The following is a 14,235-nucleotide window of genomic DNA, read 5'->3' as shown; positions in this document are numbered from 1 at the left end:
ATTGTACGTTAATTAATTCTTAGAACCTAAAGTTACATCTACTGTCTTTAATACGTATGATGAACCTTCTAGGTGATAATATTCAATGGTTACTGTCTCACCTGCACTATAATATTGCAACAAGCTTTGTAGTCCGGACATACTTGATATTGTATTATCATCAAAGCCTACAATAATATCATAGCTTTCAAGACCAGCCTTTTCAGCTGCTGAATCTGACTGAACTGTTCTAATGAGAACACCTGTAGGATAGCCATATACTGATGCATAGTAGTCTGTAATATCTACACCTGCAATACCAAGATATGCTGCTTCATCTTCTGATACCTTAGTACGTGTTTCCTTATTCATAAGTGAATTGATTAAGTCAACTACATTTGAAATAGGAATTGCATAGGCCATACCCTCTACACCATCGCTACTTGTCTTAGCAAAGTTAATAGCAATAACCTTACCGTCTGAATTAATTAAAGCACCACCTGAGTTACCTGAATTAATTGTTGCATTTGTCATAATAAGACCAGTAAATTCTGTGTTATCTACTGTGATTGATCTATCAAGGGCTGAAATAATACCTGTTGTAACAGACTGTCCTTCACCAAGGGCATTACCAATAGCTACTACCTGCTGTCCAACCTTAATTTCTGATGTGTAATCTAACTCAGCAATTGCAATGGCACTAATTGTGTCACTTGAAAGATCTGAGATGTTAATTGCAACTACTGCAATATCCTGGTCTGATTTTGAACCCTTAACTGTTGCAGAAGCTGATGAACCATCAACAAATACTGCTGTTAAATCATCGATATCATCAACTACGTGGGCATTAGTTACAATAAGGATTTCACTATCATTTTGACCAATAATAATACCTGTACCTGCACTTGTTGCCTCATAAGACTGTGTTCCAATTCCATAGCTAGAACTACTTGTTACTGTTGTAGTACCGTTAAGCTCAACCATTGCTGGTAAAAGGGCTTCTGCAATTGACTCTGTATCAATTGTTGTAGATCCAGATGAAAGGTCCGTATCTGAATCTGAGGAAACTGATGATACAGTTGAAACTGTTGCTATTGAAGCTGTCTCTGTGGAAGATGAGCTTGTATCTGAAATGTACTTATTAGCGTAGTAGTTAACGCTATACATAACAGATCCTGCAATACCGCCAAAAAGAATAGCTATCATTACAAAGCAGGCAGCCTTCTTTAAAAACTTTCCTGTAAACTTAATAGGCTTTCTTGGCTTCTTTGGCTTCTCAACCTTTATATTTGACTGGTTGTATGTGTTAAAACCCTGAGTACTTTGTCCTGTAGCTGAGTTAAAACCATAGGCTGTGTTATTATTATAAGTTCCTGTTCCATAGTTTTGATTATATGTGTTAGTTGTATCAGCTCCAAAATTATTTGTTGTGTTTGTGTAACCTGTGTTAGCACTTGTCTCCGATGTATTAGCAGTTGTGTTCTGTCCTGCATTGTCAGATTGATTAATGTCGCTAGCACTCATACGATACTGTGAATCGTCATTATTGTACATTTTTATCAGCTCCTTATCTTCTTTGTTCTTAGAATGAATTGGGTCTTCCTCTATCCAATCTCTTTAGCAACATTTCCACTTTTTAATCTAAAAAAGACACATCGTTGCTATGCTTTAAATATAGCAACGAAATGTGTCTTAATTGTGTTTCTATTATTAAGATTATGTGTTCAATCTTATTCCTAATTAAGCAGTAAATGCCTAAATCACAATCACGATTGAATTAAGCCTCAACAATGTCCATAACAGCCTTTGTAAGCTCCTCTAACTTAGCGTTAGCATCATCAAGCGATGTACCCTTAACGCCCATGTAGAACTTAATCTTTGGCTCTGTACCAGAAGGTCTTGCACAGCACCAAGCATCATCTGTTAAGTCGAAGTAAAGAACGTTAGAGCTTGGAAGACCTGTCTTAGACTTAGCACCTGTTGCAATATCTGTCTTCTCATCGATCTTATAATCTCTAAATTCCTTAACATCCCAAGCACCAAACTTCTTAGGAGGATTGCTTCTTAAGCTGTTCATTAATTCCTGAATCTTCTCAGCTCCTGTAGCACCCTTCATAGTAATAGCCTTCTGGCCTTCCTTGAAGTAACCGTACTTGTTAAAGATGTTCATCATCTGATCCCAAAGAGTGATACCCTTTGACTTATAGTAAGCTGCTGCTTCAGCAAGTGACATAACAGCAACGATAGCGTCCTTATCTCTAGCATGTGTACCAACAAGGCAACCATATGACTCTTCGAAACCAAATTCATAGAAGTGGCTGTTGTTGTTCTGCTCAAAGAACTTAATCTGTTCACCAATGAACTTAAATCCTGTTAATACTTCAATAAGCTCTAAGTTATATTCCTTAGCAACTGGAGCTGCCATATTAGTTGAAACGATTGTTGTAACTAATGCGCCATTATCATGAAGCATTCCCTTTTCCTTACGAACTGAAAGTAAGTATTCAGCAATAATCATAGCTGACATATTACCTGTAAATGCCATATATTCGCCAGTCTTTGTATCCTTAGCATAAATACCAAGTCTATCAGCATCTGGATCTGTTGCAAGGATGATATCAGCATCAACTTCCTTAGCAAGCTTTAATGCATATGTGAAAGCCTTAGGATCTTCTGGGTTTGGATATTCAAGTGTTGTGAAGTTAGGATCTGGATCCTTCTGCTCTTCTACAACATAAACATGCTTAAATCCTAAGTCCTTTAAAATTCTTCTTACTGGAATAGAACCTGTACCATTAAATGGTGAGTAAACAATCTTAATATCATCAGCTACGCTCTTAATGATGTCACCGTTGATGCACTGTGTCTTAAGTGCTGCATAGTACTTCTCATCAATATCGTAACCAATTGTATTGTAAAGACCAAGTGCTTCAGCTTCATCCTTAGGCATTGTCTTTACTGTTGACCAATCATTGATAGCGTTAACTTCTTCAATGATCTGCTTATCCTTAGGTGCTGTAATCTGAGCACCGTCTTCCCAGTATACCTTATAACCATTGTATTCTGGTGGGTTATGAGAAGCTGTTACCATTACACCTGCTGTACAACCAAGTTCTCTTACTGCAAATGAAAGCATTGGTGTAGGACGAAGTGATGGATAAATATATGCCTTAATGCCATTAGCTGCAAGGCAAAGAGCTGTAGCTTCTGCAAATTCTCTAGACATTCTTCTGTTATCATGAGAAATTGCAACGCCCTTGTCCTGTGTTCCTTCCTTTAAAATGAAATTAGCAAGTCCTTGGGTAGCCTTACTAACAACGTAAATGTTCATTCTGTTAGTACCAATACCAATTACTCCTCGAAGACCACCTGTACCAAACTCTAAGTCTCTATAGAATCTGTCTTCGATTTCTTTCTCGTCTCCTTCAATAGCCTTTAATTCGGCCTTTGCTTCGTCACTAAAATAGTCATTAGTGAGCCATTCCTTATAAGTCTCTAAATAACTCATTAACTTATACCTCTTTCTTTTTTTATATTTATTTCCCTCTTACCCTGCCTAGCAGGGAACAATATAATAAGACACCCAAGTCGTCTTTTATATCGTTAACCTCAACTAAAAAAGGGTATAACCATTTTCAGCCAAGGCTCTGACTCAAAAACGATTATACCCCATTATTAAATTTTTATCAATTCTCATTCATTGATTTCACGAAAGCATTTGTAACATTTTCCAATGCTTCCTCTTCATCCTCACCTTCAGCTCTAAGTTTTATAACGTCACCGCTATTAACTCCTGATGCAAGAACAGATATGATGCTTTTAGCATTCGCTCTTCTTTTATACTCTCCATATTCAAATGTGATATGTGATTCATACTTCATTGCTTCATCGCTCATTGCTCCTGCTGGGCGCAGATGAATTCCTAACTTACTCGTTATCACAATATCCTTCTCAACCATCATTCCCTCCAAAAACATCTAGCCGCTTGCTGTGGTTGCCTCTGTATCTGATTTCAAACTAATGGATACGGTATAAGAGCCCTGCAGGCTACAACCTGTCGGCAAAGTTATAGTCACTGCCACACTATATGTACCCTCTTGATATCCTGAAAGGTCAATCGACATAGCAATATTGGAAGCTGACACGCTATTTAGCACCTCACCTGCCCCAGTTATAGTTATGTCAAATGTGTCTGAATCACTATAAGTTAAACTAAGGTCATCAGATAAACCTTTCACCACGATAGCTGACTTATCCATTGTAATTACTTTTGACTCCTGTGGCTCAATATCCACAGTAACTATAAGTGTTCCATCTGATATTATTGTAACATCATTGCTTACATAATTCGATAGGTTAAACTTATATTCTCTATTATTTGAGAAACCTTCTATATTAAGATTAGCAGAAGGAATCACAATTGCATCCACGCCTTCAATATCTTCGCTAGAACCAGCAATAGTTGCCTCCGACTGATTTTGAGTTACACCTGCTAAAATGTATCCCGTTGCCGGAGTTCCCGTGGTCTCCACTATAATTGGCACAACCTTTGTCTTACCAATATCTGCCGAATAACTTGCACTAGCCTGTGATAATTCTATAGTATCATCTGTTACTACATTGTAGTCCTCATCATAAAGTGTTATGGCAGAATCTCCTGTCAAATTAGAGCTTGCATCTGTTAAATCAATTGATACCACTGCGTGAGCAATGGACTCAATTACTGAAGAAGCCCCTGTAACATCTACTGAAGTAGGGCTAAGTGTTACATTTGACAAAGCGTAACCAGAAGCCACATCGCCTGTAGTCTGGGATTCCAATGTAAATGTAGTAGTAGTTCTATTCTCAATACTTAATTTAATAGCTGTAGTCTTTGGAGTAGCCTCAACGCCCTCCACTACACTACCATTTTTCACAACAGACACCTTAATATCCACATAATCAGAGTATGCAGTTACATTACTAAGATCTGCTGTAGCAACGATATCACTAGCTGTAATATCAGTAATAATGCTCTTTGGGCCACTAACGCTAACGGAAATCTTACTGCCCTCAACCACTTCATAAGAATAGTTCTTATCCGTTAAATTCTCAGTGTTTAATAGCGTAACCGTTACATTACTGAAAGTGTAACTAGTACTTGGATCATAAATATTTACTATAACCGTCCAGAGAATCATGGCAACGATTATAGAAAGGATTTTTAATGTGAAATTCTTAAATATCTTTTCCTTCATTCCTTAGCCTTCCTCTCCATAGTCTGAATGATTTTACGTCCATATTTCTATTTCTTGTATACTCTAACTTATTTCTTAAAGAGTCTTCATCAATATCATGAATAAGCTCACCACCTACAGCCACTGATACCTTACCTGTCTCCTCAGAAACAATTAAGGTAATACTGTCTGTAACCTCGCTTATACCAAGACCAGCTCTATGTCTAGTTCCCAAAGCTTTATTAATATTAGTACTATCAGAAAGTGGCAAATAGCAAGTAGCTGCCACTACTCTGTCCCCTCTCACAATTACTGCACCATCATGAAGAGGAGTATTATGTTCGAAAATGTTAATAAGTAACTGGCTTGTAACAATACCGTCAACTTCAATACCAGTTCTTTCATATTCATCAAGTATCATATCCTGCTCAATTACAATTAAGGCACCTGTGTAAACTGCGCCCATCTCGTAACAAGCTCTAACAATAGCATTCACTGTATCTGAGCTAAATCTTTCATTCTTAGACTTCTCTCCAAAATTAATAAAACCTGTAACAATTCTTTTTCTACCAAGCTGTTCAAGTGCTCTTCTTAATTCTGGCTGGAAAATAATTACCAGGGCGATAATGCCAACGCTAATAGTCTTACTTGCAATCCATAAAATGGTTTTAAGATTAAGTACGTAAGCAAATAGAGCAAATACGACTACTATGATGATGCCTTTAAGTAATGCCCAGGCCTTTGTATTCTTAATCCAAACTAATACGTTATAAATTACGAAAGCAATAATTATAATCTCAATTATGTCTGACCAAGATATTCTTGGTATGTAGAGACTCGACAAATATTTTTCTAAAGACATCTTTTTCACCCCAATCTTTTTTATCTAAAGACACGAATAACAAAGCATGTTACCACGCTTTGTTATTCATGAATTAATTACAATTTATCTTTCATTATCATCATAGATAGAGATATCATCTTCATCCTGATTTAGTTTCTGACTAGATTTCATCTGAGATCTTATATCCTCTAAATTAGTTGTTTCCTTAGTTCTTTTAGCATCGATTGTCTTAATCTTAAAATCTGTTGCTGAAACATTAATCTTTGGCACTGCCTTAACATAGTAGTAATACTCATCATCTTCATACTGAACATACTCTGTTCTCTTATAGTCAAGAGCAAAGAATACGATCTTGCAAATGTAGGCAACAACCACACCAAGTAAAACACCAATAACAATTAAGACGATATTAAGCTTAGCATTTAAAGCAATCTGGCCAACAACAAGAATAATAAATTCTACTGCACTAGCAAATGCAATTGCATAAACCCATGAATTATCAATCTTAAGTCTTCTAATTACATAAACCACAATGATTGTAGCAGTAAAGGCTACAAGTAATGTTACCATACCCTTATCACCAAATAAGCTCTGGCTAAGATATGAAATCTGTTCTACAGAATCAGTTAATGAAGCATCTGAAATAGCTGATTCATACTGACTTGCTGTTCTAATGATATAATAAATAATTACACCAAAAGAAACTGGAATGCATGCTAACCAGCTTGATAATAAGCCAATTGAAACAATAGCTAAATATGGAAGCTTTAACATACAAAGAACTGCTGTAATGATTACAATGTATCCTGACTTTGGAGTAAATCTAAAGTATAAAAGATACATAATGATAATTACGCAAAGAGCAATTAATGCAAACTCTGCTGATATCGAATATAAATGAACTAACATAAATACTGATAAAAGAAGAATTGTTCCTCCATTTGGAATGAAGGCACAAATAACTGCTGCCACAAAAGCAAATACTGGATTACCAAGCTTTGAGCTATCGCCAATACTTACATTTAAAATTATAAATGCCACAAGGGCAACTAAAAACTTAACTGCTGGTACAAAATAAGTATCATACTTATTATAGAACTTTTTAAATCTATCCTTTAATTCTAATAAAAAAGCCATATATTCCTCCTAGTTTACTTTTTCTTTTTCTGTCCATTGTAAAATCTGTCTAGCTTGTTAAGTCTTGAAAAATACTTCTTAAGACCCTTTCTAGACTTTTCATACTTGTAGCTATAAACAAAGCCGGAAATAATTGAAAAAGCAACTATAAGTCCTATATAATAAGCCGCTACCTTTTTTCCAAGTGCTACATAATCTAAATCATTGATGTTGGCTACTATGCCTTCTGCATTACAAAATGCATATAAAATCATTATAATAATAAAAGCTAAAGTAGTAGTAATTAAACTCTTTAATACTCCAAGAGCTATATAATCACTCTTATAGTATTTCGCAGTTTTTACCATGTCCTTACCTTCATTTTTCTCGTAAATAGCCATCTTAGTCATCATTTTAACTTTATTTTCGTTAAGCAAAACCATTCACCTCAAAAAAATTTATATTCGCTAATACTATAACACATTTTAAATTAATTGTATATTACAATTTGGTAATGGCCATCAACATTAGGCACTACTATGCGCACTAAACGGTTATCTTCTCCGATGTAAAAAGACTGGGAAACTCTAGCTGTAATAAACTTTTGCCATACAGTATCTGCATAACTCCCCACTAGATTTGACAATACATTTTTCACACTTGCATCAAAACTAGATGTTCTTGAAATCAAATAAATGATTGTGTAGTTACTATAAGTAACAATCTGTCCACAGTAGACTGAATTCTCTTCGTAATAATAGACATTAGTAACTGGTGAGCCATTGCTATAGAGCTGCTGAAAGCCTGCGTTAATGGCATATCCTGCAGCAGAACTCGAACCGGCTATACTAGCAGAACTTCCATCATTATAGGAAGGCACTGCATTACTTGTGGCTGCTCCAGTATCTGAATAGTTTGTAGTTGATGTGCCTGATGAACCGCTACTAGCTGCGCTGCTGCCTCCTGTGCTTCCAGAGCCACTTGAGCCACTGCCACCAGAGCTAGATCCTCCCAAGCTAGAACTTCCGCTACTTCCTGTACCAACAGAACTACCGCTATTAGCTGTGTTTCCTGTATCCCCAGAACTTGACGCAGAACTAGAGTCCGAATTAGTTAAATCCGAACTTCCTGTATTTGAATCTGAATTTGTAACCACTTCACTTGCTGCCTGAGAGCTTGCACTATCTGCATCCCCTGCTACATCTCCCCAAGTCTTATTGTGATAACTACTGTTAGCGTCCTTAAGATAGGTGTCCTCTAGGCTAACGTCGCTGCCTGCATCTTTTGACGCATTTTTACTAACTCCTACAATTATTAATATGGCTGCAAATGTAACGGCTCCTGTAATTAGTGCAATTAACACAGGGAGGCTTCTACATTTTTCCTTAATCACTTCAAAATTAATCCTCATAAAAGCACCTCTTATTTAGTTTGCCAATTTGACATGCCTCAAGCTCTGTCAAAACGACGCACGTATCCTTCTACTTATACTATACATTATTTATCGGCGGCAGACCAACAAAAGTTAATCCTTTTATCACGGATTAAACAAATTTTTTTCACAAATAAAAGTTATAGTAACATCACACCAAGGAATTGCTAAAACACTAGAGGATAATTATTAAAGAAAAGAGGTTATATGAAGAAAAATGCGATAATACGTTTTTTAACAAAACCTTACGTTTATGCAATTATATTTTCAATAGTACTTATTGCATGCACAACTTATTCATTACTTGATATATTTGTAATACCTCATTACATTTCGGCAGCTACTGATACGAGCGACAATTCAGATACCAGCTCGACTACTAGTTCAGGTGCTTCTACTGAAACGTCAAATACAGGTAACGTTACAACTACAAGCACAAGTTATGAGGACGACAACATCAAGGTAACTATTACTACTATTGAGAAGTACGATACCACAATTTATGTTGCAGACGTAGAGGTTTCCTCACCAGAATACCTACAGACAGCCCTTGCAAATAACGCCTACGGCACCAATGTCACAGCCACAACTTCTGACACTGCCGAGTCCGTTAATGCAATTTTGGCCATCAATGGTGATTACTATGGTGCCAACAAAACTGGTTATGTAATTAAGAACGGTACAGTTTATCGAAGCAGCGTAAGAGATGACTATGAAAACGGCGATTTGGTCATTTATGAAGACGGTAGCTTTGGAATTATTTATGAAAATGAAATTAGCGCCCAGGAATTAGTTGACTCCGGTGTAGTACAGCTTTTCGCCTTTGGCCCTAGTTTAGTAGAGGATAGTGAAATACAGGTCAGCACGGCAACGGAAGTGGATCAGTCCATGACTTCAAATCCACGAACTGCTATAGGTATAATCGATGAATGTCATTATATTTTAGTAGTTTCTGATGGAAGAACTTCTGAAAGCGAAGGACTAAGTTTATATGAGCTTGCAACTATTATGCAAGACTACGGTTGTACAACGGCTTACAATTTAGATGGTGGCGGATCATCTACAATGTATTTTCTTGGTGAAGTTGTAAACAAGCCTACAACCAATGGAAAAACTATAAAAGAAAGGGCGGTGAGTGACATTGTTTACATCGGATATTGATAGAAAAAACAATATAAAGCACATTAGAAATTCCCTTATTGGATATGTCTTAATAAGCCTATTTTTAATTGCCTTTTATAAAATATACATATCCTTTAGCTATGGACAGGATTCTTACTACATGCGCTACATGTTCTTAGTGTCCTTAATTGGCGGACTGATAGAAGTAACAATTTTACTTGTTTGCCACAAAAACAACTACAGACCCCGCAGTTCCTTTAACATGTGGAACTCTGGTCTAGCCCTGATTGTATCAGGCTGTTTAATAGAAGGTATTGTAAGCATTTCCGGTAGATACACAGATGCAGAGGAAGCTTACTTTATGGCAGGAGTTGCATTCCTAATACTTGCACTAGTTGTGGCAGTTATTAGACTAATATCAGCGGTGCGTATAAATAATGCAAGATTAAGTCAAGAGGCTTAAAAACATTTTCCAATATCTAAAACTTAACGTTAGAATCTAACAACCAGGCAATCCCTTTAGCTAACCTTAATTGTGGGTTATTAAAGTGGTTGCCTTCTTCTATTTCATACTTAAAATCTAGTAGAGTTCCCTCTTTTGCGGCATGGTTAAAAAGCACTGATAACTGTCTTGTAATATCGCCAACACTTGCCATAAGCCTATTCTTTGACTTTTCTTCTTTATTACCTAGACTTAGATAAATCTTAGTATCATCAATTAGCTCATGTTTACTAGCATACTCAATAAAGCCTGGATACCAAAGAGAACCAGAAGCTGAGGCAACCCCGCTAAATACGCAGGATTCAAAATAAGTCCAAAGGCTAAAAAGACCCGCAAGGGAATAGCCAGCAATATAGTAATCCCTATACCACTCTTCTTGTTCCTTAGGATTATCCTCGGTCATACTCCAAGCCTCGCTTAAGATATAGGCCACATTTAACTTCTTCTCTAATTCTGGAATGCAGCTATTTACCAACCATTCAAGAACAGACTCTCCCCCGCCTTCAAACTTTCTTCCTTTGAAAACCTCGGCAGGCCAAGGGCTCATTTCATAGTCCCAAGCATTTACTTTAAAGCCAATAAGGGTGAAGTCCTTATCCGGTGTCATTTCATGTACGAGATTTGCTACATTTTCCCAAGACTCATCCTCTACAGGGTCTAGGGGCCAGAACACGAAGGGGCCGCTATTTAACTCATTATTACAATCTGCAATATAAAGTTCTCTACCTTCTATTTCTAATTCGTAAGTTACCATTATACTATCCCTTTCAAATATAAATTTCACGAAACATCACTCTTTTATTATAATATATTAAATATCCAATTTCGTAAAGTCAAAGGGCAATTGTTTAGGGCAATTGTTTAGAGAAGGATTTTTTGATAAGATAGGCTTGTTAGGGGTGAATTTTTAAGATTCATCTGATAAATTGAGTAAATCAAGAAGGAGCGCTATGAACTTAAACGAGGCCTATAAATTACTAGGTGTTAGTGAAAATGATACTAACAAGGTTATAAAAACTAAATACCGCGAGCTGATTTTTAAGCATCATCCAGACTCCTCTGATAATGATGAGGCCTCCATTAAGAAGGCTCAGTTAATAAATGAGGCTTTTGATCTTATAAAGAAGGATAAGAAAAAGCGACCAAGGGGAACTAGGGGCTACGGTGCTAATTCTGGGGCTAGAAAGACTTATTCTACTGATAAGGACTTTTCTAACTTCTATGAATATGACTACTACAGTGAAACGGATGAGAAAAAGGATGAAAGCCACCACTTTAGAGGTAAGACTATTAATAATGCCTACACTAGTCGTGACATTTTCGAATCTCCAAAGGATAGCGTCATTAGAACTGATGGCTTTATTAAGCTTGCTAGAGGAAAATTTTTATGGGAACCTGATAAAGAGGACTTTGAGTGCTTTATTCACTCTATTATTCTTGAATCTGACAGTTTACTAAAGGATGTAGAGCTTGCTGTTGGGGACAGGCTTAATGAGGATATTAATCTTGAATCCACAAGGAATTTCTTTAGAATGAGACTTTTCCACCTCTTAGCTAAGGACTATGTGAATCCCATCTTTTCTTTAAGAAAGATTTTAAAGGCCAATCAAAAGGATGAGAACGGGGCTAGGGTCTATGAGATTAAGGCAAATCTAGCTACTGTTGGAGTGGATGATTATTATAAGCGGCTCTACTCCCTTAGACTAGGAGATAATCTATATCCATCTAAGCTAAAGAATAACCGCCTTCAAGTAGAGACAAATACTGGCGTTACTCTTGGTAATCTAACTATTGAGGATGATAGAATGCTCTATATTGTAATACCAATCCTTGAAAGGAAGCTTGCGAGAGTTAAGATTGTGGTTAGAGATATTAATAATAACAGAGCAAAGAGGCCCTATAGAATCAATGTGGGCATTAGCTTATTTTTGAAAATAGAAAAAGAAGTCCTTGAAGAGGAAATTAAACTTAGTAAGTTTGAAGAGCTAAGTAAGGAAATAAGCGAGGAAATTGGCACTGTATTAAAGGAATACGAGGAAGCTATTAAAGAGTAGTTTTAGCGGTCTTGATACATTGTAAAGCGGACATTCGGAATCCGCTTCGCTACTTCCTCATGAACGCAGTGGCACTTTGTGCCACCTGTCAGAAGGGGCTTTAACCCCTTCTGACACTAGTAAGCTTTATACCCCCGCTTAAAGCTTACGCTTTTGAAGCGGGGGATTGCTTACACTGCGTTCATAAAAAAAAGCCTTGATAAGCAGCCACTTATCAAGGCTTAAATATTACCTAATCTGAAATATCTCTATCTAATATTACCTGTAATTTATAGTCTGGATAATGTTCCTGTACTGCACTTATTACCTCGTGGTAAACCTCCTTCATACTTGGTGCAGCAAAATCAACAATTACATCGAATTGCATATATAAATCATCCATTTTGATGTAAAATCCATGCATCTGAATTACGTATTCAAAGGCTGTTACGATGCGGTTTACATCAGCTCTTATCTTAGCTGCCTCATCGTCGCCTGTGTTTACGGCGTAAATACCGACCCCAACGATATTTACATTAAACTCTTTGTATACCTTTCTTTCAATTTTTCTTGTTATCTCATCAATTTCACTTGCTGTTAGCTTGTCGTCTACTTCTATATGAATAGAGCCAACGGTTCTATCAGGTCCGTAATTATGAAGCACTAAATCGTAGGCGCCTTGCACCCCGTCGACAGTGGCTACGCATCTTTTAATCTCTTTTGAAATTTCAGATTCTATCCTTTCACCTAGAATCTTACTAATTGTATCACTAAGCATTTCTACACCAGACTTAATAATTACAATAGAGATAACTCCTGCAAGGTAACTCTCGATACCTATATTTGTTGTTAAATACAAAATTCCAGCAATAAGTGTTGCTGTAGATATAACCCCGTCAAATAAGGCATCTTGTCCTGATGCTATTAAGGCATCAGATTTCTCTTTGCTACCGACCCCCTTAAAATAAAGACCTAACAATATCTTAACTACTACAGCAATTGCCACTATGACTAAGGAAACTACTGAGTAGTCGGCTGCCTGTGGTTCAATGATCTTTTTAACAGCTTCTACTAAAGATGTCACGCCTGCATATAAAACAATTACGCTAATTACGGTAGTGCTTAAATACTCTACTCTTCCGTAACCCATAGGATGTTTCTTGTCTTCAGCTTTCTGTGATAACTTAGTGCCAATAATTGTTATAACCGAAGATAGGGCATCTGATAGGTTATTCACTGCATCTAGTGTGATGGCAATTGAATTAACCATTGTTCCAATAACTGCCTTGATTGCTGCTAAAACGACATTAACTATTATTCCAATTATACTTGTTTGTACTATCTTTGTTGCACGATTCATGCGCTAAAATTCTTCTCCTTAATTCTTGCTTGTATAAGCTTTCTATGTTTAAGAACCGTGTTATATGCCTTATCAATATTGCTTTCTGTAGCTGGAATTCTAAGTTCATATAACATCTTCTTAATGTCTTCTACTCTCCAATTTACCTGTGCCTGTTCATCTCTACCCATATCGTTAACCTCCCTAAAACTACAACGATACCATTGTTTCTAAACTCTTTTCTTCAATTTCAGATGGATTCCCACTCCATCTTTTATTCACGCCTATCCTGTTTCGATTATGAGTATATATTATCCCTATATTTATAAATATTCATCACCCTAATAAAGGATAGGCTTTTAAAAAATAGTTCGCAAGTCCTATTTTTTTAGTTTTTATTTCACAAAAACTAATGCGAAAGTATTAATTTACTAGACTATTTCTACTATTGGAAATTTCTTTTCTCTTTATATTTTTCACAGAATGTTACGATTTAATACAAAAAGTCGTCACATTAGGACATTATTATATAAGCATAAGTTAAGCAAGCGCTTGACTTAGTGGTTAATTAGGAGAGGTTAGAAGACACACTCCCCCCTCATTTTCGTCTTCTAACAACGTGAACTTTCCTATATAAATCTTTTTCATAAAA

The 14,235-nt window shown here is 36.5% G+C and carries 14 protein-coding genes; 3 read left to right on the top strand and 11 right to left on the bottom strand.

The genetic code is table 11. The features are described from left to right. Positions 1–12 precede the first annotated feature (12 nt). The 8 genes from BLQ66_RS02270 to BLQ66_RS02235 all read right to left on the bottom strand — a co-directional run bounded on the left by BLQ66_RS02270 (position 13) and on the right by BLQ66_RS02235 (position 8,566). Positions 13–1,533 (bottom strand): S1C family serine protease, encoded by a 1,521-nt coding sequence (locus tag BLQ66_RS02270; RefSeq protein WP_074520732.1) that lies wholly within the window; start codon positions 1,531–1,533, stop codon positions 13–15. A 223-nt stretch (positions 1,534–1,756) separates the two neighbouring features. Further along, positions 1,757–3,487, bottom strand: a complete 1,731-nt coding sequence (locus BLQ66_RS02265) for a phospho-sugar mutase (RefSeq protein ID WP_027430221.1) — start codon at positions 3,485–3,487, stop codon at positions 1,757–1,759. Between the two features lie 178 nt (positions 3,488–3,665). After that, positions 3,666–3,938: an HPr family phosphocarrier protein gene (locus BLQ66_RS02260; protein WP_027430220.1), complete on the bottom strand. Its 273-nt coding sequence runs from the start codon at positions 3,936–3,938 to the stop codon at positions 3,666–3,668. Between the two features lie 18 nt (positions 3,939–3,956). Beyond that, positions 3,957–5,216 (bottom strand): CdaR family protein, encoded by a 1,260-nt coding sequence (locus BLQ66_RS02255; protein ID WP_074520731.1) that lies wholly within the window; start codon positions 5,214–5,216, stop codon positions 3,957–3,959. Further along, positions 5,197–6,057, bottom strand: coding sequence for a diadenylate cyclase CdaA (cdaA, locus tag BLQ66_RS02250; protein ID WP_074520730.1), 861 nt, complete (start codon positions 6,055–6,057; stop codon positions 5,197–5,199). Before cdaA ends, BLQ66_RS02255 begins: the two co-directional genes overlap by 20 nt. 84 nt (positions 6,058–6,141) lie before the next feature. After that, positions 6,142–7,176: a hypothetical protein gene (locus tag BLQ66_RS02245; RefSeq protein WP_074520729.1), complete on the bottom strand. Its 1,035-nt coding sequence runs from the start codon at positions 7,174–7,176 to the stop codon at positions 6,142–6,144. A 14-nt stretch (positions 7,177–7,190) separates the two neighbouring features. Beyond that, positions 7,191–7,568: a hypothetical protein gene (locus tag BLQ66_RS02240; protein WP_242869310.1), complete on the bottom strand. Its 378-nt coding sequence runs from the start codon at positions 7,566–7,568 to the stop codon at positions 7,191–7,193. 77 nt (positions 7,569–7,645) lie between these two features. Continuing rightward, positions 7,646–8,566, bottom strand: a complete 921-nt coding sequence (locus tag BLQ66_RS02235) for a hypothetical protein (RefSeq protein WP_074520727.1) — start codon at positions 8,564–8,566, stop codon at positions 7,646–7,648. A 228-nt stretch (positions 8,567–8,794) separates the two neighbouring features. Here BLQ66_RS02235 and BLQ66_RS02230 point away from each other — a divergent pair, with 228 nt between their 5' ends. Together BLQ66_RS02230 and BLQ66_RS02225 are read left to right on the top strand one after the other, a co-directional pair. Then, positions 8,795–9,748 (top strand): phosphodiester glycosidase family protein, encoded by a 954-nt coding sequence (locus tag BLQ66_RS02230; RefSeq protein ID WP_207645128.1) that lies wholly within the window; start codon positions 8,795–8,797, stop codon positions 9,746–9,748. Beyond that, on the top strand, positions 9,729–10,172 hold the full coding sequence (locus BLQ66_RS02225; RefSeq protein WP_083330231.1) for a hypothetical protein: 444 nt from the start codon (positions 9,729–9,731) through the stop codon (positions 10,170–10,172). The genes BLQ66_RS02230 and BLQ66_RS02225 overlap by 20 nt, the downstream gene beginning before the upstream one ends. A 16-nt stretch (positions 10,173–10,188) precedes the next feature. Here BLQ66_RS02225 and BLQ66_RS02220 read toward each other — a convergent pair whose 3' ends face one another. Beyond that, complete coding sequence (locus BLQ66_RS02220; RefSeq protein WP_074520725.1) at positions 10,189–10,965, bottom strand: alpha/beta hydrolase; 777 nt, start codon at positions 10,963–10,965, stop codon at positions 10,189–10,191. Positions 10,966–11,161: 196 nt separating this feature from the next. Here BLQ66_RS02220 and BLQ66_RS02215 point away from each other — a divergent pair, with 196 nt between their 5' ends. Then, the gene (locus BLQ66_RS02215; RefSeq protein ID WP_074520724.1) at positions 11,162–12,265 is read left to right on the top strand and encodes a J domain-containing protein; all 1,104 of its coding nucleotides are present in this window, start codon (positions 11,162–11,164) and stop codon (positions 12,263–12,265) included. A 232-nt stretch (positions 12,266–12,497) separates the two neighbouring features. Here the strand turns inward: BLQ66_RS02215 and BLQ66_RS02210 are convergent, their stop codons facing one another. Continuing rightward, the gene (locus BLQ66_RS02210) at positions 12,498–13,604 is read right to left on the bottom strand and encodes a cation diffusion facilitator family transporter (protein WP_074520723.1); all 1,107 of its coding nucleotides are present in this window, start codon (positions 13,602–13,604) and stop codon (positions 12,498–12,500) included. Beyond that, a complete protein-coding gene (locus BLQ66_RS11950) occupies positions 13,601–13,774 on the bottom strand; it encodes a hypothetical protein (protein WP_155885902.1) in 174 nt (57 codons plus the stop codon). Before BLQ66_RS11950 ends, BLQ66_RS02210 begins: the two co-directional genes overlap by 4 nt. Positions 13,775–14,235 lie beyond the last annotated feature (461 nt).

This window comes from Lachnospira pectinoschiza, from assembly GCF_900103815.1.
In the GTDB taxonomy this organism is placed as follows: Bacteria; Bacillota; Clostridia; order Lachnospirales; family Lachnospiraceae; genus Lachnospira; species Lachnospira pectinoschiza_B.
Note: the sequence above shows the minus strand (reverse complement) of the source record. Positions and strands in the feature narration are given on the sequence as shown.